At 67.6% G+C, this 19,642-nt stretch carries 16 protein-coding genes; 1 reads left to right on the top strand and 15 read right to left on the bottom strand.

Annotated features, from left to right (window positions below; all coding sequences use genetic code 11):
- Window positions 1-3: 3 nt before the first annotated feature.
- The 3 genes from QPK31_RS08170 to QPK31_RS08160 form a co-directional block, all read right to left on the bottom strand.
- Window positions 4-2,007: a hypothetical protein gene (locus QPK31_RS08170; RefSeq protein ID WP_290422457.1), complete on the bottom strand. Its 2,004-nt coding sequence runs from the start codon at window positions 2,005-2,007 to the stop codon at window positions 4-6.
- A complete protein-coding gene (locus tag QPK31_RS08165; protein WP_290422456.1) occupies window positions 2,004-3,683 on the bottom strand; it encodes a hypothetical protein in 1,680 nt (559 codons plus the stop codon). The genes QPK31_RS08170 and QPK31_RS08165 overlap by 4 nt, the downstream gene beginning before the upstream one ends.
- A 220-nt stretch (window positions 3,684-3,903) precedes the next feature.
- Entirely contained in the window at window positions 3,904-4,455 is a 552-nt protein-coding gene (locus QPK31_RS08160) for a hypothetical protein (RefSeq protein WP_290422455.1), read from the bottom strand.
- Between the two features lie 102 nt (window positions 4,456-4,557).
- Here QPK31_RS08160 and QPK31_RS08155 point away from each other — a divergent pair, with 102 nt between their 5' ends.
- Window positions 4,558-4,908 carry a winged helix-turn-helix domain-containing protein gene (locus QPK31_RS08155; protein ID WP_290422454.1) on the top strand — a complete coding sequence of 117 codons (351 nt, stop codon included), beginning with the start codon at window positions 4,558-4,560 and terminating at the stop codon, window positions 4,906-4,908.
- Window positions 4,909-5,216: 308 nt separating this feature from the next.
- Here QPK31_RS08155 and QPK31_RS26210 read toward each other — a convergent pair whose 3' ends face one another.
- The 12 genes from QPK31_RS26210 to QPK31_RS08100 form a co-directional block, all read right to left on the bottom strand.
- Window positions 5,217-5,570 (bottom strand): energy transducer TonB, encoded by a 354-nt coding sequence (locus tag QPK31_RS26210; RefSeq protein WP_374045793.1) that lies wholly within the window; start codon window positions 5,568-5,570, stop codon window positions 5,217-5,219.
- Window positions 5,571-5,658: 88 nt separating this feature from the next.
- Window positions 5,659-6,267 carry a hypothetical protein gene (locus tag QPK31_RS08150; protein WP_290422453.1) on the bottom strand — a complete coding sequence of 203 codons (609 nt, stop codon included), beginning with the start codon at window positions 6,265-6,267 and terminating at the stop codon, window positions 5,659-5,661.
- On the bottom strand, window positions 6,264-7,169 hold the full coding sequence (locus QPK31_RS08145) for a diguanylate cyclase (RefSeq protein ID WP_290422452.1): 906 nt from the start codon (window positions 7,167-7,169) through the stop codon (window positions 6,264-6,266). The genes QPK31_RS08150 and QPK31_RS08145 overlap by 4 nt, the downstream gene beginning before the upstream one ends.
- A complete protein-coding gene (locus tag QPK31_RS08140; RefSeq protein ID WP_290422451.1) occupies window positions 7,166-10,642 on the bottom strand; it encodes a response regulator in 3,477 nt (1,158 codons plus the stop codon). Before QPK31_RS08140 ends, QPK31_RS08145 begins: the two co-directional genes overlap by 4 nt.
- Entirely contained in the window at window positions 10,639-12,030 is a 1,392-nt protein-coding gene (locus QPK31_RS08135) for an oxygenase MpaB family protein (RefSeq protein ID WP_290422450.1), read from the bottom strand. Before QPK31_RS08135 ends, QPK31_RS08140 begins: the two co-directional genes overlap by 4 nt.
- 8 nt (window positions 12,031-12,038) lie before the next feature.
- Complete coding sequence (locus QPK31_RS08130; protein ID WP_290422449.1) at window positions 12,039-12,914, bottom strand: carotenoid biosynthesis protein; 876 nt, start codon at window positions 12,912-12,914, stop codon at window positions 12,039-12,041.
- A gap of 39 nt (window positions 12,915-12,953) precedes the next feature.
- Entirely contained in the window at window positions 12,954-15,206 is a 2,253-nt protein-coding gene (locus QPK31_RS08125; protein ID WP_290422448.1) for a TonB-dependent receptor, read from the bottom strand.
- Between the two features lie 221 nt (window positions 15,207-15,427).
- Window positions 15,428-16,135, bottom strand: coding sequence for a hypothetical protein (locus QPK31_RS08120; RefSeq protein WP_290422447.1), 708 nt, complete (start codon window positions 16,133-16,135; stop codon window positions 15,428-15,430).
- A gap of 227 nt (window positions 16,136-16,362) precedes the next feature.
- Window positions 16,363-17,970, bottom strand: a complete 1,608-nt coding sequence (locus QPK31_RS08115) for an acetate kinase (RefSeq protein WP_290422446.1) — start codon at window positions 17,968-17,970, stop codon at window positions 16,363-16,365.
- A 26-nt stretch (window positions 17,971-17,996) separates the two neighbouring features.
- Window positions 17,997-18,491 (bottom strand): hypothetical protein, encoded by a 495-nt coding sequence (locus QPK31_RS08110; protein WP_290422445.1) that lies wholly within the window; start codon window positions 18,489-18,491, stop codon window positions 17,997-17,999.
- Window positions 18,492-18,502: 11 nt separating this feature from the next.
- Window positions 18,503-19,183, bottom strand: coding sequence for a C39 family peptidase (locus QPK31_RS08105; RefSeq protein WP_290422444.1), 681 nt, complete (start codon window positions 19,181-19,183; stop codon window positions 18,503-18,505).
- Window positions 19,180-19,626 (bottom strand): hypothetical protein, encoded by a 447-nt coding sequence (locus QPK31_RS08100; RefSeq protein WP_290422443.1) that lies wholly within the window; start codon window positions 19,624-19,626, stop codon window positions 19,180-19,182. Before QPK31_RS08100 ends, QPK31_RS08105 begins: the two co-directional genes overlap by 4 nt.
- Between the last annotated feature and the right edge of the window lie 16 nt (window positions 19,627-19,642).

Below are 19,642 nucleotides of genomic sequence, written 5' to 3'. Positions count from 1 at the left end.
TTTTTATGGTGAGTTGAACTTCTGGTTGTTGAGACCTGCTGCGATATCCCCGGACAGCTTGCCCGCTGCGTCGAGCAGGTCGCTGTCGAAGGCATTCTTGCGGGCGGCGGCCGGCGCGCCTTCCAGGTAGCCGGCGCCGGCGACCTTCGTCTCCAGGCCGCTGCGCGCGACCACCTGCTCGCCCTGGCGGATGCGCCAGGTGATGCGCACGGTGGCGTGGTCCTGGCACACGCGCGGCTCGCCGCCGCAGGTGGCCGGGCCCGGATCGATGCGGTAGACCGCCTGCGCGCAGTAGTCGGGCGCCGCCGCCACCGACGCCAGGCGCGCCTTGAAGCGGGTGTCGGGGCCGACCAGTTCCTGCACCCGCGCGAACACCGCCGGCGAGTAGAAGGGCGCGCGGTAGGCGCCGGCGAAGCCGTTGTAGGCCAGGTCGCCAAAGGCCGGCAAGGCCAGCGCGCCGAGCTGCTCGGCCGGCCCGCAGGCGGCGAAGCGGCGCCGCGTGGCGGTCTTGACGCCGTTCACGCTGTCGACCAGGGCCAGGTCGCCCACGACCGGCGCCACCGGGGCGCCGGTCAGGGCCAGGCCCGCGCCCAGCAGGGCCGCGCCGTCCTCGACGCGCTCGACCGCGGTGTCCTGGAAGGGCACGCGCACCTCGCCGGCAATGCCGTCGACCCGGCCGATGTTGCGCAGCAGGGTCAGTTGGGCGCCGGGCGCCAGCATGCCGTCGCGGTCCTGCAGGCGCAGCGGCGCGTTCGACTCCAGCGCCAGCGTGCTCTGCTCGAATTTCAGCTCGCTGCCGATGCGCGCGGCCAGGTCGAGCAGGGCGTTCTTCAGCGAGACTTCGCGCCGGCTGGCTTCGTCCAGCGCCATGCCGGCCACCACCTGGTCGTCGCTGCGGTCCGCGCCGCGGGTGGCGAAGATCACGCGTCCGCTGCGGTCGACCAGTTCGGCCGTGGCGACGGTGCGGTAGCTGCGCACGCTGCGGTTCTTCAGCGAAGACGGCAGCTCGAAGCTGCGCGACTCCGGAACGTTCAGGCGCAGGAAGTAATCCGGCAGTTCGCGCTTGCCGCGGTGTTCGTTCGAGAGGGCGGTGCTGGAGAAGGCGGTTTCCAGCACCTGCGTGAAGAGCGGATTGACCTGCACCACGCTGAGCGCGGCCCTGGCGCCCAGCTGGTCGGTGAACAGCTGGCCGACGATCTCGGCCGGCATGCCGTCCGGGACGCCGTCGACGAGCACCATCACGCGCGGGCGTTTCAGTTCGTTCAGGTCGGCATTCGTCTCGCGCGCGAAGCTGGCGCCCTTGCTGATCTTGCCGAGGCTGGCCGTGCCCACCGCGTAGCCAGGCGCCGCGTGCACCACTTCCAGGGTGTTGCCTTCGGCGTCGGACAGCAGGTCGCCTTTCGCCACGCCGCCGTCGCGGCCGCGGTCGAGCAGGTAGAGGCCGTTCCAGTCGCGCTTGACGGTGGCTGCCACGGTATGCGGCTTGAACTGGCTGCGGGCGCGCGCCAGCAGCTCGGCCACCAGGCCCTGCCAGGCTTCCTGGAACATCGCCTGCCGGCGCGCGGCATCGAGGGCGCCGCGCGCCACCGTGGCGCGGGCGTAATAGGTGGCCGCCACCGTGTATAGCACCTCGCCGCTGACGGCGTTCGTGAAGTACAGGCTACCGGATACCGGGGCCAGCACGTCGACGGTGCCGTCGACCTTGTCCACCGTGTAGCTGGACGCGCGCGCGATCTGCACCGAGCTGACCAGGGTGAAGCGGCGGTCCTTGTCGGCGACGTTGGCCACCGCTTCCGGGAAGGCCTTGCGGAATTCGTCCTGGAAGTAGGCGCCGCCGCTGGCGGCCGGCACCGCGTCGCGGAAGGCGGCGTGGATCAGGCCCGCGTCGTTCGCCGGCTGGAACAGGCCGCGCACCGGGTACAGCTTCAGCGCGGAGGCGGCCAGCGCCGGCGCGGCGTTCAGCGCGCCAGTCAGCAGGACCGCGCAGGCAAGCAGGCCGCGCTTCATTTCTTCTTGCCCTTGGCGGCAGGTGCGGCCGATGCCGATGCCGATGCCGATGCTGGCGCGGCGCAGGTCGTCATGCAGATCGTGATCTGGTCGCTCTCCACGCGCGAACGGCGCGCGGCAAAGGCGGGCAGGGCGTCCAGGCGGTCGTCGATCTCGTCCTTCAGCGATTCGCCCTTGTAGACCACGACGAGTTGGTACTCGTTGTCGGTCTGGCTGCGCAGGGTCGATTTCTCCACGCCTTCGATCGCCTTGATGGCTTTGGCCAGGCCGCGCGTGGCGGCGTCGCCCAGGTCCTTGCCTTGCAGGGTGATGATGTACTCGCGGCCGTAGGTGCTACGGCGCTTCCAGTACTCGGCGATGCGCGCGCTCACGGCCGGGCCGCCGACGGCCGCCAGCTTCTTCGACACATTCGCGGCGCAGTCGTTCGGGTTCTGGCCCGACGCCGATTCCGACGTGGTCTCGGAAGCGATGTCCTCGCCGCTGGCGGTCGAGAAGGTCTTCACGGTCATCACGCCGGTGCAGACGAATTCGCCGCTGGCCGCGTTCCGGCCCGAGTCGATGATGACCGACGTGCCGAGCATGAAGAAGTCGGCTTTTGCATCGCTGCGCGCGAAGCCCACGTATTTCGCCAGGTCGGCGCTTTGCTGCATCTGCTCGATGGTGACCGGCTTGTTCTGGAAGTACTTGCTCTTGAAGAGATCGTTGTCCAGCACCTTCAGGTCGTAGTCCTGCATCTGCCCCTTCAGGGCGTTGTAGGTGAGGCTGGTCTTTTCCGGGCCGCGGTTCTGCGGCTGGTAGCGCACCAGCTTTTTATAGTGGACGTTGTCGTGCTCCTCGGCGGCGACGTTCTTCGCCGACAGCGAGGCACTGCTGCTGGCGCTGGCCGATGCGCTGCTGCTGGCGCTGGCCGCCTTCAGCGAGCCCGATGCCGCGTACTGCGCGCTGGAGGCGCCCTTGTCGCGCGCCGAGATGCTGTTCGAAGCGGAGCCGGCCACGGCCACCGAGCCGTAGGGATCGCGCGCGGCGCCCGACATCGAAGCCGCGCTGCTGGCGTCCAGGCGGCTGTCGTGCGAGCTGCTCTCCCTGCCGGAGGCGGCCATCCTGGCGTCGACCGACGAATTGGCGCTGGCGGCGCTGCTTGCCGCGCGTTTGTTCGAGCTGCTGGCGATCGACTTGTCCTTGAACGAGCTGCCCTTTTCGTGGCTGAATTCTTCCAGTTCCTCGAGCGGGGCCTTGAGGTCGGTCGGCGTGGTGAAGAATTCGTCCATCACGGCCAGCACCGAGAAGCTGCGCGCGGTGCTGGTATTCGCGGCGATGCCGGCGTCGCTCAGCAGGGTGCGGAACTCCTTGTCGTCCATCAGCAGGGTGACGCTGGTTTCGAAAGCGTCGCCGACGGCCTGGCTGCGGCGGTTGACGAAGCGCTCGTCGCCGAGCTGGTCGAGGATGCTCGGCAGCTTGGCGGCCACCTTCGGGTCGGCGGCGGAGTCCGGGCCATTGATCTTGTTGATGCCGGCCACCAGGGCCTGCTGCTTGGCGGCGGCCAGCGACAGCGCCTTGACCGTCTGCGGATTGCCGGCCGCGATGGCGGCGCTGCCGCGTCCCGTTGCTTCGAAGTCCTTGGCCACTGCCGGCGCCAGGGCCAGTGCGAGTGCCATCGTCAGTAGTCGTTTCTTCATGGTCTTCCCTGGTGGGACGCCGGCAAGGCAGCGTGCAGCGAACACTTGCTCCAGCGCCAGCGTCATTATTATTTTGAAATATTGCAGCCGGGGAATTATAGAAGACTTCGCTCTAAAAACCAGATCAAATAAAAAATTAATTTTACATAGCAGAAACTGGTTTGCTATCGATCTGATTTTTGGTACGATTTGCGCGAATCGCCGGGTGGGCGCTGTGCTGTTACACGGGGCGACGGCGCGGCGCCACCAGTTCCAGCACCAGCTTGGCGCCGTACAGCACGACGATCGTGCCGCAGAAGTCGCCGGTCGCCATCGCCACGAAGCTGCGCAGCAGGTCGGGCTTGTGTTCGACCAGGCCGAACCAGAGGTGGTGCAGCAGGGGGCTGGCGATCGAGTACGCAAAGGCGCAGAACAGCAGGCGGGCCGGCGTGAGGTTCGCCAGCGAGGCTTGCAAACCGAAGCGGTGCCGCATCATGAGGTAGACCAGGTAGGGCGCAAAGGCGCCGAGGAAGCCGCCGGCCACCGAGCGCAGCGGATCGTCGGGGAAGAACAGGAAGCTGCAGGCGGCCCAGCCGACCAGGAACAGGCCGACGAAGCCGGCTTCGGCGAACAGCAGGGTCGACAACAGGCGCACGCCGGCGGGCAGGTAGATCCAGTTGATGCCCGCTGCGAATTCGAAGCGGAGGAAGAGCAATTCGTTGACCGCGAGCGCGGCGCAGAACATCACGATGGTGGCGCCCACCATCAGCGCGTGCAATTGAAGCTGTTTCATACCCTGGTGCAGTAAAATAGTCCGGACTGGCCGGACCAGGACGCCACTTCGCCATGCGACCCTCGCCTGCGAGCGCCGACAGCCATTCGTAACCACTAACCGATGAAGAAAACCCGCCCCGCCGACATCTATTTGCGCTTTCTCCAGCTGACCGAAGCCTTGCGCGGCCTGCCGTCGCTGCCTGAGCTCGATCCGCTGGAAGAGCGCATCCTGGCGCTGATCGCGCGTGCCGGCCAGACCGACCAGCGCCTCAGCGTGCGCGACGTCATGGGCAACAACGAACTCGGCGCCCCGGCCACCGTGCACAACCGGCTCAAGTCGATGCGCGAGAAGGGCTGGATCATGCTGGCCGATACCGAAGACACGCGGCGCAAGCGCATCGAGCTCACGCAAGCGGCGCTGCTTCATTTCGACCGGCTGTCGCAGTGCATGGTGCGGGCGACCGAGGGTTAGCCGGATCGCATATTACCAGTTAGAAATAGCTAGAAACTATCCAATAGTCACAGGTGGATCAGTTCCGCTATTTGGGCTGGGTTTAACCGTATTCAAGCGGGAAAAAAAGCAGCGGATTCGGAGCGGCAGCTGGTTGACGGGCAGCGAGGTGTCGGTCTCGATGCAGGGGATGTGGACGATTGCCGCTACGGCGGTCAAAGCCGCTGAAATCAAGCAGCTCACTACACGGTCGCTCCACGATTCTGACAGTGGCAGTCATAAAGCAGCCTCCGCTATCGACCGCAACCCAGCCGAAGCAGGCACGCAACCTACTCTAAACTCCACTGATAGTGGACCTGTACCCAGCCGTGTACTGGCTTGCCATTATGCAATAGAGGAAGGTATCGGCACTGGGCAAGTGCTGTGCGGGCGGCGTTATCGAATTCCCGTGCACCCGTCGACTTGACTATTCTTGTCGTTAAGACTGCTCCCGTAAGATCAATGAACAGTGCGAGATCAATGCTCGGGGGCTCGCCAAAACGGACATTGCTTTTAGGCCATGGCGGCGCCAAACAATTCGCAGGAATGCCGACTTGGGGCGTGATGCTCCGTTCGTATGAATGGCATGCCGTCGAGGAAGATGCAAAACACAGCACAAGAAACAGAATGTTCAGTTTTCGCATCATCTTCATTGTAAGGGAATGATGTGTACGTCCGCTTCTGGCCGAACCTGGCCGCTCCTTACTCCACCGGGGCATGCACGCAATCGTATCAGTCGACAATCTCGACATGGCCTTCCAGCCAGACGCTTCCTTTCGCGTTCAGCAAGGACACAGGATTCACGTTCAGGTCGAAGCTTACCGACGCGGGCGTGCCGCTTACCCGGACTTCCGCCCTGGAATCGGCCAGCGGTTGCGGCCCGCACATGGAACAGAGTCGCACGGCGTCAGGCGGCACCACGCTCACGCCCGCAGTCGCATAGGTACCAGCCTTGTCCGAGATGGCTTTCGCGCCCCATACGGACACATCGAGTTGCCTGCCTTTCGCGGGCATGCGGCACCCCGCGATGTCCCTGCCCTTGAAGAGAGCAGGGCCGCCGTCATCGGCATACACCGGAATCGATCCGCTCACCGTACACAGCTCGGTGATCTTGCTGACCACTCCCTTATGTGTCTCGACGAGCTTGACCGTCACCGTCATCCTGGCTTCGCGCAGTGCCGGCGGTACCGGTGGCGGCGCAGGCGTGGCATGGGCCGGCAAGGTACACAGAAGCAGCGGCATCGCCGCCCAGCGGACGCGCGCCAGGCCGCGTCCGATCGCGGCCGCTACCCGGGCGTGCGTACTGATCGACCGATTCAGCGTCAGCTTTTGCTGTCTCATGCGCGCCAGACCACGCGGTTGCGGCCCGCCTGCTTGGCCTTGTAGAGATGCGCATCGGCCGCCTCGAACAGGACCGCCGCCGGTTCCCCGCTCTCGGGAAGGAAAGTGGCGCCGCCGATACTGACCGTCAGCCAGTCGGCGGCGGTCGACCCTGCATGCGCAATCGCGCTCAGCGCCACCGCTTCGCGGATCGCATTCGCCACGTATTCCGCCTGTTTCGCGTCGGTATCCGGCATCAGCAGCACCAGTTCCTCGCCGCCGTAGCGCGCCGCCATGTCGGCCCGGCGGCGCATCTGGGCGCCGGCGGCGCGCGCCACGGCGCGCAGGGCGCGGTCGCCGGCCGGGTGGCCATACAGATCGTTGAACTGCTTGAAGCAGTCGATGTCGAGCAGGGCCAGCGACAGCTGCTCGCCGGTGCGCCGGGCGCGCTGCCATTCCACCGCGTACACCTCGTCGAAACGGCGCCGGTTGGCCAGCTCGGTCAGGCCGTCGACGTTCGCCAGGTGCTCCAGCATGCGGCGCTGGCGCACCAGCTGCAGGTGCAGGGCCACGCGCGCCAGCACCACGGTGGCGTTGAAGGGCTTGGCGATGTAGTCCGAGGCGCCCATCTTCAGGCCCGCGGCTTCGTCCTCGGGCCGGTCCAGGCCCGAGATGAAGATCACCGACAGGTGCTCGGTGGCCGGCGTGGCGCGCAGGCGGCGCAGCACTTCGTAGCCGCTCATGTCGGGCATCATCACGTCGAGCAGCACCAGGTCGGGCACGTGGCGCACGGCGCGTTCCAGCGCCTGGGCGCCGTTCTTCGCCAGCAGCACCGTGTATTCCGGCTGCAGCAGTTCGCACAGGACGTCGCGGTTGATGGCGTCGTCGTCGGCGATCAAGACCTTTTGCGGCTCGGACTTCATGCCGGCTCCCCGAGGTCGACGCCGAGCTGGCGCGCCAATCGCGCCAGCGGCTCCAGCGCCGCCGCATATTCCAGGTCGTCCACGGCCGCGACCAGGGCCGTCAGTTCGGCCGCATGGGCGTCGCCCGGCAGCAGGGCCTGCAGTTCAGCGCCCGCGCTCTGGGCGCGGGCGTCATCCTCGCGCAGGTAGGCGCCGAGACGCTGCACCAGCTCCGGCAGCGCGGCGGGAGCCGCCACGCTGGCGCGCATCCCGCGCGGGCTCACCAGGCCGTCGAAGCCTTCCAGCACTGCTTCCAGCGCCGCGGCCAGGCCGGGCACCAGCGCCGCCGGGGCGGCCGTGTCGCCGGCGCGCAGGCCGGTTTCCAGCTGGCCGGCTTCGTGCGACACGGCGTGCGCGCCCACGTAGGCCGCGCTCGACTTCAGGTTGTGCGAGAGCTGCTGCAGCACCGCCAGGTCGCCGCCGGCGAGGGCGTCGAGCAGCTGGCGCGGCGCGCCGCGGTATTCCTGCGCGAAGCTGCGCACGCGTTTCAACAGGCGCGCCTGCTGGCCATTGACGCCGGCCAGCGCGGCATCCCAGTCGACGCCGTCAACAAACGGCAGCAGCACCGGGGCGTTCGGCGCGGCGCTTTCCGCCAGCAGCACCGGCGCCACCCGTCCGGCCAGGCGCTGCGGGTCGATCCAGGTGAGCAGGGCGCGGAACAGCTGCTCGGGGTCGATCGGCTTGGTGATGTGGTCGTTCATGCCGGCCGCCAGGCTTTTGTCGCGGTCGCCCGCCATCGCGTGCGCGGTCATGGCCACGATCGGCAGGTCGCGCAGGCGCTCGATGGCGCGGATGCGGCGGGTCGCCGTCAAGCCGTCCATCTCGCGCATCTGGATGTCCATCAGCACCAGGTCGTAGTCGCGCTGCTGCACCATCTGCAGCGCTTCCAGGCCGTGCACGGCCACGTCCACCTGCACCGGCGCCGCAGCCAGGAAGTCGAGCGCCACTTCGCGGTTGTTGGTGTTGTCCTCGACCAGCAGGATGCGCGCGCCGCGCAGGCGCGCCAGTTCGCGCGCGCCGGTGTCGAGGCGCGCCGGGGCCTTGGCGGCGGCTTCCGGGCACAGGACGTCGAGCAGGCTGTGGTAGAGCAGGGCCGGGCCGATCGGCTTCGTCAGGAAGCCGTGCAGCGGCAGCGCGCCTTCGTGCTGGAGCACGGTCTCGCGGGTGCAGACGCTGACCATCAGGATCGCCGGCGGCGCTCCCAGCTCGGCCTGGGCGTGGATGCGGCGGATCGTCTCGACGCCGTCCCAGCCCGGCATCAGGTAGTCCATCAGCACCACTTGGTAGGGCGCCCCGCGCGCACTGGCGCTGCGCAGCAGTTCCAGCGACTGCTCGCCCGAATCGACGGCATGCGCGGCCACGCCCAGCGAATCGAGCATCTCGACCAGGGCTTCGCGCGCGGTCTCGCAATCGTCCACCACCAGCACGCGCACGTCCTTCAGCGGCGCGGCAGGAGCGGCCAGGGTCGCCGGGTCGGCCTCGAGACCGATGCCCAATTTGACGGTGAAGCGGAAACTGCTGCCCACGCCCGGCGTGCTGGTGACGCCGATGCTGCCTTCCATCAGCTCGACCAGCTGCTTCGAGATGGTCAGTCCCAGGCCGGTGCCGCCGTACTTGCGGGTGATCGAGCCGTCGGCCTGGCTGAAGGACTGGAACAAATGGGCCAGCTGGTCTTCGCTCATGCCGATACCGGTGTCGCTGACGGTAAAGGCCAGCGTCACGCCGTCGCTTGCGCGCGCTTCCAGCTCCACCGCCACCACGATCTCGCCGCGCTCGGTGAATTTCACCGCGTTGTTGGTGAGGTTGATCAGGATCTGGCCCAGGCGCAGCGGGTCGCCCACCAGGCGCGCCGGCACCCCGCGCCCGACCCGGAACACCAGCTCGACGCGGCGCGCGTCGGTTTTCACGGCGGTCAGGCTGGACAGGTGCTCCAGCAGTTCGTTCAGGTCGAACGGCACCCGCTCCAGCGTCATCTTGCCGGCCTCGATCTTCGAGAAATCGAGGATGTCGTTGATGATGCCGAGCAGGTGTTCGCCGGCGCCCAGGATCTTGCCGAGGTAGTTGCGCAGCTTCGGATCGGGATCGGTCTTCAGGGCCAGGCGGCTCATGCCGATGATCGCGTTCATCGGGGTGCGGATCTCGTGGCTCATGTTGGCCAGGAAGTCCGACTTCATGCGCGTGGCCGCTTCGGCGCGCAGCATGGCGTTCTGGATCGCCTTGGTGCGCAGGCCGAGGATGCGCATGAAGATGAGCATGTCGACCGCATTCCCGAACTGCAGCGCGTGCATGGTGCCGAAGGTGGCCGGCAGGACGCCGTTGATCACCAGGCTCAATACCAGCGAGCTGGTGAAGCTGATCGACCAGCCGACCAGGAAGTACACCCCGACCAGGTCGCCGCGTCGCGCGCGCATGAAGGCGCCCGGCATCCCGAGCAGCATCGGCATGATGCCCAGGGTGCTGACGATGGCCACCAGCCCGTCGACGCCAATCACGCCCGAGGCGTACGCCAGGGCCGCGATCACGCACAGGGCGGCGCCGGTCTTCATCAGGCGGCTGAAGGTGCGGTCCATGCCGGGGCGCGCCAGCGCCTGTTCGACGAAAAGGTAGGCGCCGCAGGCCGACAGCAGGGCGAACAGGCCGCCGGCGTGGATGTTGGTCCAGGCGTCGTGGCCCCAGACGTACTGGCTGCCCAGGCCGGCGAATTCGGCCGAGAACAGCGCGGTCCCGGTGATCATCAGCGCGAACTTGGCGAACAGGGGTTCGCGCAAATTGATCCACTGGGCCAGGCCGTACAGGATCAGGCACAGCGCCAGCCCGCCCAGCATTCCCTGCAGCATCTGCTCGCCGAGGGCGTTGTGGTGGTAGACCGAGGCTTGCGACAAACTGATCGGAAGGATCTTGGGGCCGGCGTTTTCGATGCGCAGGATGATGTCGTGCGCCTTGCCGGGCGCCAGGTCGAGGATGAAGGCCGGCGTACGCGGACTGCGCGCCGCGCCGCCGGCGGGCTGCAGGTTGCCGGCCAGGCCGTGCTGGCGCACGCGGCCGTCGACGACCACGAACAGTTCCACGCGGTTCAGCACCGCGTAGTCGATGTCGAGGATCCAGCGGCCGGCGCTGTGCGCCGGCACGTTCACCGGCATGCGCAGCCAGAGCACGCCCTTGTGCATGCCCATGGTGGCGTAGGCCAGCGGCGGCACGCTGAACCGGTCCTTGCGCGCCAGCACGGCGTCGATGTCGAAGCTGCCGTCCGGGTCGTCCAGGGTGGTCACGGCGGGCCAGGCCTCGAGCCTGCCGACGCGGTCGTCGAGCACCAGCGGCGCGGGCGCGGCCGTTGCGGACGATGCGGCCTGCGCGGCCAGCGCCAGCATGGCCAGCATCAGAAACGCGCATGCCGCGCGCAGGAGGGACCAGCCGGGCAGTGCGCGCGTCATCATGGGGCCTTGCGTGAGGTGGGGGAGGCGCCGACGGGGCGCAGGCGCAGTTCGAGGCGGTTCATCCAGGCCGGCGCCTTCGGGTCGTGGTGCCAGCCCTGCACCGCCTCGCCGACGCCGTTCAGCAGGGCCTCGGGCAGTTTCAGGGGACGGGTCTGGTCCATCAGCAGCTTCACGGTCAGGCGGTAGCCCAGCACGCGCGAGACCAGGCGCGAGATCGAGAAGCCCGGCACCAGCAGGCGCACCAGGAAGTCGATGCCGCGCACCGCGCCCATCAGCGCCACGAACAGCACATGCGAGACGATAGCCACGGGACCCATCAGGCCGAGTTCGCGGGCATTGCGGCGGCCGCACAGGAAGCGCGTCAGCAGGGTCGGGAAGGGTTTCAGCAGGCGCAGCGGAATCTCGTCCTGCATCGCCCGCATGAGGGCGTTCGCCAGCGCCGGGCGCGGATCGGGCGCGCCGTAGGGCAGCACGCCGGCGTTCGCGGCGTCGCTGCCGCGCGCCTGCAGCCGAGCGAACAGCCGTTCGGCAGCGTCCATGTCGCGCACCAGCAGCGGCTCCTCGATGCCGAGCAGGTGGCCGACCACGTTCCAGCCGTGCAGGTAGGCGCCTTCTTCGGCCGCCGTCAGGCCCAGGCCGAGGCGGCGCAGGCTGCGCAGGAAGACGTAGTGGAAGGTCAGCAGGGTATAGGCCAGCTCTTCCTGGTTGATGGGCAGGCCGTGCTGCGGCACGTTCCAGCCGCGCGCATACAGGGCGCGGTGCAGGCCGGGGCCGTCGGGCGCTAGCTCGGCCTGGGTGGCGCCGGGCTCGCCGCCGGCCATCACCTCGGCCGGATTGCCGCGCATGATCAGGTGGCGGATGGTCGCGTGGATCAGGCGCACCTTCAGCACCTGGGCGACGCCGCCGCCGTCCGCGGCGGTGAGGCCGCCGCGCAGCATCACCGGGAAGATCATGGCGGCGGTCGAGCGCACCCGGTAGTCGGTGTGCTGTTCAAGCTGGCCGGCCGTGTGCAGCACGCTGGCCAGGTCGACCGGCACATAGCATTCGGGCAGGCTGGCGCAGAACAGCAGGGTGCAGGACAGCATGCTCATCTCGACGAACACCGCCTCCGCCGCGCCGATGCGCGCCGGGTCGGCCCAGTCGGGCAGCACGCGCGCGGCGTGCACGAAGTCTTCCAGCGCGGCGGCGATGTGCGGCGGCGTGGCGGGGCTGGCGCGCCAGCCGTCCAGCACGCCGTTGGTGGTCCAGGCGGCGATCTCGCGATTCACGACCGCGATGGCGTCGTAGCGCGCCTCGCCATCGAGGCCGGCGAGGATGCGCGCGACCGTGTTGTCGGCCGGCGGGTCGGCGCGGTAGCGCGGATCGGCATTCACGACCGGATCGTGCATGGTCCCCATCATGCCTCCCGTGCGACGGCGGCCATGCGGGCGGCGGCAACCACCGGGCTGGCCGCGGCGTCGGGCACGGCGGCGATGCTCGGGGCCTGCCAGCGGCTCCAGCCGCACAGGGCGGCCAGCAGCGGAATGCCCATCGCGAACAGGGCGATGGTGCGGGTTTCGACCGGGGTGCCGAGGCAGGCCTGGAACAGCATGTTGCCGCCGTAGATCGCCAGCGGCACGACGGTGTGGGCGCGCGAGACGCTGGCGGCGGCCACCGGCGGACGGCGGCGCAGCGTCAGGCGGAACAGGAAGATGATGACGAACGACACGGCCATCCAGCCGACGAAGCCCTGCAGGGTCTCGCCGAACCACCAGCCGTCGGTCTTGGCCATGATCCAGGCCTTCAGGGTGAACACCATGTAGGGGTCGGCGCCGAGGTCATAGGCGGTGACAATCATCGCGGCCAGGAAGGATTGCACGATGCTCTGGCCGAGAGGCGCCACGCCGTCGACCGGCGTTTGCCACACCATCAGGTTGGCGATCACGTAGGCGATGTAGGTCAGGGCGAACCACATCAGCGGGATCACCATCGGCACGTCGCCGATGCGCCAGCCCAGCACTTCGGTGTAGGTGTAATGGCCGAAGAACCAGCCGTAACTGGAACCCATCTGCTCGGCGAACCAGCCGAGCGACACCGCGATCAGCACGAAATGCAGGGCCGCGCGCGCGCCCAGCAGGTGGATCGCGCTGGCCCAGCAGCAGGCGAACATCGCCAGCGAGCCGACGATCAGCATGCGCGTGGTCTCGCCCAGGCCGCGCGTGAGCAGCACGACGAGGAACAGGGCCAGCAGGATGAAGGTGATGCGGGGGAGATGGCGTTGCATGGACTTCATGGTCGTTCCTCGTCTTGGCTGGTTATATAGGTGTTGTTATCAGAAGCGGACATCCATGCGCAGCGACACGGTGCGCGGTTCGCTCGGCACGGTCATGCCGAAGCTGTCGATGTTCACCGGCTCGACCTTGTCCTGCAGGTTGCGCACGCGCAGCAGCAGGCTCCAGGGGGCGCCGTGCTGCTGGTAGCCCAGGCTCAGGTCGGTCTCGGTACGGCCCGGGACCCGGTAGCGCAGCAGCTGGCTCGGGATGCCGATGGCGTAGGCGCGCGCGCTGCGCGTAAAGGCGCCCGCCGTCAGCGTGCCGTTGCCGACACCGAAGCCCTGTTCGTAGCCCAGGGTCAGGGTCGCGCTCGGGGCACGATCGAGCTTGTAGCCGGCCCAGGAATGGATGCCGTCCGGGGTGTAGTCGACGTAGTGGGCATCGGTGAAGGCCAGGGTCGACGTCAGGCGGGCGCTGGCCAGCGGCTTGACCGCCGCCTCGATTTCCAGGCCCTTGACGCTGGCCACGCCGGCATTGCTGGTGACGTAGCGCGGCACGCCCTGCACCATGGCCACGCCCGACAGCTGCAGGTTGGTGTAGTCATACTTGTAGGCGGCCAGGTTCAGGCTGGCGCGGTTGGCCCAGAAGCGGGTCTTCAGGCCCAGCTCGACCGACTTCAGGGTTTCCGGCTGGTAGACCAGGGCCGCTGCCGGCACGGCAAAGGCGGCCGGGCAGGCGACGCCGAGGGCGCTGGAGTCGGCCATGCAGCCGTCGTTGAAGCCGCCCGATTTATAGCCGGTGGACAGCACGCCGTACACCAGGGTCGACGGGTCCAGGTCGGCGTCGATGCCGAGGCGCCAGGTGGTCTTGCTCTTTTCCAGGCGGGCGGCGTTTGGCATCGCCAGGTCGGTGGCGGCATCGAACACCGGGCCGGCCTGCAGGTTGGTCGAGCCAACGCGCGACTTGTCGTCGCGCGTGGTGCGGGCGCCGGCCGTCAGGCGCAGCGTGTCCAGCACGCGCCAGGTGGCCTGGCCGAACACGGCGCGGCTCTTCGAGACCGTGGGGCCGGTCGGGAACACGTAATACGGCGGCAGCGCGATCGGTTCGAGGTCGCGGAAGGTCGCGAGCTGGCGCATGTCTTCGCGGAACCAGTAGACGCCGGCCTGGGCCGAGACGCGGCCGGTGTCCTTTGTCGCGATGCGCAGCTCGTGCGAGTCCTGGTCGTAGGCGCCCTCGAAATACTGGCGCACGCCGAGCGCGAAGCCGGGCACGATGCGGTAGTAATAGTTGACCAGGAAATCGTGGTCGAATGCGCGCCGCGCACCCAGGTAATACAGGGTGGCCGGACCCAGGTTCCAGCTGAGTTCCGCCGACAGGCCTTGCGAATCGCGGCGGCTGTGGCCCTGTTCCGGCACCGCGTTCGGCGGCACGAAGGCATTCGTCAGGCGTTCCTTCGTGGAGGCGTCGCGCCAGGTCGGCTTGCCGGTCTCGATGCCCGAGTAGAAATTCGTGTCGGGGACGATGACGTCGTTGTTATCGTGCTGGACCGTGCGGTCGTAGCGCACGAGCAGCGAAGCGTCGGCGTTGACGTCGAGCCTGGCCGACAGGCGTGCCGAGCGGTCGTCGCGGTCGAGGCCGAGTTCATGCGGCGTGCCCTGGGCATTGCGCAGGACGCTGTCGCGGCGCTTGCTGCTGACCGCGGCGCGCAGGGCCAGCGCATCGTTCACCGGCAGGTTCAGCATGCCGTCGATTTTGCGCGCGCCGAACGTGCCGGCTTCAAGGCCGACCGCGCCTTCAAGCGTCTTGCCTGGCGTGTTCGAGATCACGTTGACGACGCCGGCCGTGGTGTTGCGGCCATACAGGGTGCCCTGCGGGCCGCGCAGCACTTCGACACGGTCGACGTCGAGGAAGTCGCCGTTCTGGGCATGCGGACGGGCGATATACACGCCGTCGAGCATGAAGGCGGCCGAGGGCTCGCCCTTGTCGGTGGCGTCGGCATTGCTGACGCCGCGGATGGTGATGCGCAGGCCGTCGGCGGCGTTGTTCATGTACACGCCGGGCAAGCGCGCGGCGACGTCGGATGGACGGTCGAGGCCGGCCTTGCCGAGCTGGGCGCCGCTGATGACGGACATGGCGACCGGGGTCTTCGATTCCGGCGCGATACGGCGCTGCGCGGTGACGAGGACTTCCTGGATCTGGCCTTGCTGTTGTTCGACGGCTGGTGTTTCCTGTGCCTGTGCGCCGAACGGGAAGGAACCCCCGATGGCGGCAGCCAGCAGCGTGAGGTTCGAACGAACCTGACGATTGGACATGCATTCCCCTAGTTTCTCTGATGTTGCACACAGCGCTTGCGTAATTTGCACCGCGCTGGCGTCGACTGCGTGTGCTTTATGCAACACATCACGGTCGAGCTAAAGTCTTGCAGTCTAGCAGTACATGTAACTGGGAAACAGTCCTTCCACCCTTTATTGTTCGGAAACGAGGATGGGGCGCGACACTCGATGCCTGAACGATAACAATGTTGCCTGGTCGACTAGACCAGTGCGTAGCGCGCACGGTAGGGGTGGAAGCCGAGGCGGCGCTTGAAGTCGCGCAGGCCGGGGCCGGCGCCGAGGAAGCTGTCGTACATGAACCAGGCCACTTCGCGCGCTTCGATCAATTCGCAGATGATGTGCGAGAGCAGCAAGTACATGGCGCCGTCGCCATTCTTGTAGCCCATCAATTGGTCGGTGGCGGCGAAATTGCCGAAGCGGGCGACGTTGCAATAGGCGGCGAGACGGCCCCCGGCGTCGAACACGCCGTGGCAGGCGCAGTGCGGCTGCTCCGGGTAGCTGTGCTTGCTTAGGTAGGCGCTGTCCATCGGCCGGCCCTGGCGCTCGGCGCAGGAGGTGTGGATCGCGTGGATCTCGTCGAGGTGGTCGTTGCGGTCGATGCGGCGCAGCGCATAGCCGCGCGCCAGGGCCTTGCGGCTTTGCGGGCCGGCATGGCCGCGCTGGCGCACCGTGTCGAGGTAGGAGGCGGCGTTGCCGAAGCCGGCGATGTCGACCAGCGCAATCCCCATCGCCTTGTTGCGGAACACTTTATAGCGCGGATGGGGACGGGTGAAATTGGCCCAGGCAGCGAGGATCGCTGGCGGGTTGAGGTGGCGCTCGAAACACAGCTGGGCCACCGGCAAGCGGCCCAGTTCGACGGCCAGGCTCGCGTGTTCCATCAGGTTGACGAATAATTGGGGCGTTTGCATAAGCAACTCTCATACTGTGGCGCATGGGGATGCTGTCGAGTCTAGTGGGGCACGTGGCGTGGATGCTGGGCCAGGTCAGGTGGAGTGCGTAAAACCGTGTAAATACGCTGTGTCGGCAGCCACGGCCCGCCGCGAACGGCAGACGTAAAAAAACGGCGCAAGTCTCGTCTCCTTGCGCCGTTCACCGACACCCGCGCCGCCACACACGGCCGGGTCAGAACATCGGATCAGTAGGACATCGGCACCCGCACCATCAGGGTCACGTCCGGCGTATCGCGTGTCACGCCGGCACCGACCGCGACGCTCAGCGTGCGCTTGTCCGACAGGCGGTAGGAGTAACCCACGAGCAGGGTGCCGAGCTGCATGCGCACCGAGCCCGGCACCGCGCGGCCGGCCTGCTTGGTGCGGCCGACCGAATTGTGGTCGTAGCCGAGGCTGAACGAGGCCTTGTCGTTCAGCGCCAGGCCCATGCCGAAGTTGAAGCCGAACACGCCGCCCGGCGCGACTTCGCCCAGCGGTTCCTTGACGCCCTGCAGCACGGTGCGTTCGATGTTGCTGCGCTTGAAGTTGTGCAGGTAGCTGAAGCTGCCGAAGAACACGGCCGGGTCCGATGGGAACAGCCAGGTCAGGCTCGGCTGCAGCGAATAGAAGCCCGAGCCGGTCGGCAGTTCCAGCGGCAGGCCGCTGCCGGTGACGTTCTCGCCCACGCAGCGCGTGGTGCAATCGGTGATGACTTCGAACGGGTCCTTGCCGGTGCGCGACTTGAAGCGCAGGCCGCCGATGAAGAAGGGCTTGTCGACGCCGCCGTCGTTGAGCTGGTAGCGCGCCGCCAGTTCGATGTCGCCCAGGTCCTTGCCGCTGGTCTGGAAGGCGCGCTCGACGGCCGTGCCGGTGAACACCTCGCGGCTGACCGTGGCGTCCGAGCGATACACGTAGGGCAGCTTGGCCTCGACCTCGAAGCGGTTGGTGAGGCCGCGGCGCAGGGTGACGCTGGCGGTGGTGGTGTTGCGCTTGACTTCGCGCACGTCGATCAGGCCGATCAGCAGGGCCGGGATCACCGTGTAGCCGACCAGGGCCACGCGGCTGCTCGAGGAGTAGCCGTACTGGACGGCCGGCTCGAACACGTACTTGCCGCGCGGCGTCAGCACGCCGGGCTGCTCGAAGATCGGCGCCACCTCGGCGGTGCGGGCCTGGGTTGACGGCGCGCGGCCGACGGCGGCGGTGTTGACGCCGGCCGCCGGAGCGCTGGCCGGGCCGCCCACCGGCGCCGCCGGCGCGGCGGGCTGGGGCACGGTCGGCTGCTGGTTGGCCGGGACGTTCTGCGGATTCACCGGCGCGTTCTGCTGGGCGGTGCGGCGTTGCTGCTGCTGTTGGCGCTGCTGGGCCTGTTGTGCCTGCTGTTGCTGCTGCTGCACTTGCTGCTGTTGCGTTTGCTGTTGCTGGGGCTGCTGTTGCGGCGGCTGCGCCAGCTGCTGCTGCGCATTCTGCTGCGCCGCGGTCTGGTCGACGTAGCCGGCGCCGCGCAGCGCGTCGAGTTCCGAGGCGGTGGCCGGCAGGCCGGCGGCCAGTGCGCCCGGCTCCATCGCCGGCGCGGCCGGTTCGGCCGGCAGGGCAGCCTGGCGCGTGGTGCGGACGTCGCGTTCGAGTTCGTCGATGCGGGCGCGCTGCGATTCCAGCTGCTGGCGCATCGCCTTGAGCTGTTCCACCAGTTCACTGACGGACTGCGCGCCCGGCTGCAGCGTGGCCTGGGCCTGCGCTTGCGCCTGCGCCGGGGACATGCCGAAGGCTGCGCTCACGACGAGCGCGCCGACACACAGTGCCGGAAATTTGTGCATTCAATACTCCATGTTCTTGGTCACCATCAGCGGGGTGCGATGGCTGTTGACAAAGCATTATTCAATCCTTCGGCAAAATTGAGCGCACGTAACATTCCAGCGGTATTCACGGTGGCATTCAGGGTGGTCTGGGCGCTGATCATCTGGTCGTTCAGGCTGTTCTGGATGATGGTCCCGCCCAGCAGCGAAGTGTTGGCTTCGCCGCGCAGGGCGCTGGCCACGCCGTTCTGGATCAGGCGCAGTTCGCCCAGGGCTTCCTGCGACACCAGGCCGTTGCCCTGGGCCAGCTTGCCGATGTCGCCCAGCTGGATCTCGCTGCGGTCGACGACGTTGCCGTTGATGGTGACCATGCGCTCGATGCCGAGCGTGACCTCGAGGCCCTCGATCATGAAGCCGCCGCGCGCTTCTTCCAGCTGGGCGCTGTCGACGGCGTTTTCCGGGCTGAACAGCGCTATCGGATCGGCCAGGGCGGCGTTCGACAGCGGCAGCAACAGCAGGGACAGGGCAAGGGAAAGCCGCATGGTGTGCATCCTCAAAAATCGCCGGGGCCGAATTTCGGCAGGCTGTAGGTGGTATCGATGGCGGGGCCGAGGCCGTTGTTCAGCGGCGCGCGCGGCGCCACGCGCCAGTCGGCGGTCTGGTTGAACAGGGGCTTGTTCGGGCCCTGGTGGATCACGAACAGGATGCGGTTGCTCCACATCTCCTCGAAGCGCTCGCGCGGGATCGTGCGCGTGCCGCGCGACGGGTCGCCCAGCAGGATGCGGCCGTCCTCGGCGCCCTTGACGACCACGAAATGGTGGTAGCCCTTGTCGGAAATGAGCACGATGGCGGGCAGTTTGGCTTCGATCAGTTTATCCAGCGGCAGCTGGAAGCCGTCGGCGGTGTAGCCGCGGCTTTTCAGGAAACGCTGCATGTCGAGCAGCGAGAAACCTTCGCGGCGGATCTTTTGCTGGTCGCCGCTCATGAACATGTACTGGAAGGCGTCCTGTTCGCTGGTCGGCACCCCGTAGTGGTGGGTCAGCAGCGTGGCCAGCGCGGCCGAGCCGCAGCTGAAGTCGTACTGCTGGCGCAGGGTGGCCTGGAAACGCAGGTCCTTCATGCTCTTCACCGGCATGCCGACGCGCATGCCGCTGGGCAGCGCCATCTCGGCAGCGCCCGCGGCCGTCGAACCCAACAGCAAGGCCAGGGTGGCGAGGACGGCGCGTGGATTCATTGGAATTGCAGGTTGATGACGGTGGCGTTCTGGATCAGGACGTTGGCGCCGCTGTTCTGGATCACGACGGGGATGCCCGACATGTTGGCAAAGGAGCCGGCATCGATGCTGTTCGATCCGGTGTTGACGTTGGTGGCGTTGTTGTTGGCGACGTCGCCGGTGAGCTTGGTGTCGTTCCAGACGGTGTCGGCCTTGCCGCGCTCGTGCTCCAGGCTTTCGAGGTCGACGGTGGCGATGACTTCGCCGCCGATGTTCGGGGTTTCGCGCACCTCGAGCGGCAGGGTGGCGATCGATTGCGCGATGTGTTCCAGGCCGGGCAGGGGGCCCAGGTCTTGCGCGTCGAGCAGGGCGGGTTCGGCTGCAAGCGCCGGCGCCGCGAAGACGGCTGCCAGGGCGCAGGCGCAGGCCTGTCGCATGCCGCCAATTGCAAAAATCGTTTTCATCGTTTCTCCTGGTCCT

Source organism: Massilia sp. YIM B02769, from assembly GCF_030411995.1.
Taxonomy (GTDB): Bacteria; Pseudomonadota; Gammaproteobacteria; order Burkholderiales; family Burkholderiaceae_D; genus Telluria.
Note: the sequence above shows the minus strand (reverse complement) of the source record. Positions and strands in the feature narration are given on the sequence as shown.

Excerpts from the sequence above, each read along its gene's own strand:
- QPK31_RS08170 (WP_290422457.1), bottom strand. The coding sequence starts at position 2,007 with ATGAAGCGCGGCCTGCTTGCCTGCGCGGTCCTGCTGACTGGCGCGCTG.
- QPK31_RS08165 (WP_290422456.1), bottom strand. The coding sequence starts at position 3,683 with ATGAAGAAACGACTACTGACGATGGCACTCGCACTGGCCCTGGCGCCG.
- QPK31_RS08160 (WP_290422455.1), bottom strand. The coding sequence starts at position 4,455 with ATGAAACAGCTTCAATTGCACGCGCTGATGGTGGGCGCCACCATCGTG.
- QPK31_RS08155 (WP_290422454.1), top strand. The coding sequence starts at position 4,558 with ATGAAGAAAACCCGCCCCGCCGACATCTATTTGCGCTTTCTCCAGCTG.
- QPK31_RS26210 (WP_374045793.1), bottom strand. The coding sequence starts at position 5,570 with ATGCGAAAACTGAACATTCTGTTTCTTGTGCTGTGTTTTGCATCTTCC.
- QPK31_RS08150 (WP_290422453.1), bottom strand. The coding sequence starts at position 6,267 with ATGAGACAGCAAAAGCTGACGCTGAATCGGTCGATCAGTACGCACGCC.
- QPK31_RS08145 (WP_290422452.1), bottom strand. The coding sequence starts at position 7,169 with ATGAAGTCCGAGCCGCAAAAGGTCTTGATCGCCGACGACGACGCCATC.
- QPK31_RS08140 (WP_290422451.1), bottom strand. The coding sequence starts at position 10,642 with ATGATGACGCGCGCACTGCCCGGCTGGTCCCTCCTGCGCGCGGCATGC.
- QPK31_RS08135 (WP_290422450.1), bottom strand. The coding sequence starts at position 12,030 with ATGCACGATCCGGTCGTGAATGCCGATCCGCGCTACCGCGCCGACCCG.
- QPK31_RS08130 (WP_290422449.1), bottom strand. The coding sequence starts at position 12,914 with ATGAAGTCCATGCAACGCCATCTCCCCCGCATCACCTTCATCCTGCTG.
- QPK31_RS08125 (WP_290422448.1), bottom strand. The coding sequence starts at position 15,206 with ATGTCCAATCGTCAGGTTCGTTCGAACCTCACGCTGCTGGCTGCCGCC.
- QPK31_RS08120 (WP_290422447.1), bottom strand. The coding sequence starts at position 16,135 with ATGCAAACGCCCCAATTATTCGTCAACCTGATGGAACACGCGAGCCTG.
- QPK31_RS08115 (WP_290422446.1), bottom strand. The coding sequence starts at position 17,970 with ATGCACAAATTTCCGGCACTGTGTGTCGGCGCGCTCGTCGTGAGCGCA.
- QPK31_RS08110 (WP_290422445.1), bottom strand. The coding sequence starts at position 18,491 with ATGCGGCTTTCCCTTGCCCTGTCCCTGCTGTTGCTGCCGCTGTCGAAC.
- QPK31_RS08105 (WP_290422444.1), bottom strand. The coding sequence starts at position 19,183 with ATGAATCCACGCGCCGTCCTCGCCACCCTGGCCTTGCTGTTGGGTTCG.
- QPK31_RS08100 (WP_290422443.1), bottom strand. The coding sequence starts at position 19,626 with ATGAAAACGATTTTTGCAATTGGCGGCATGCGACAGGCCTGCGCCTGC.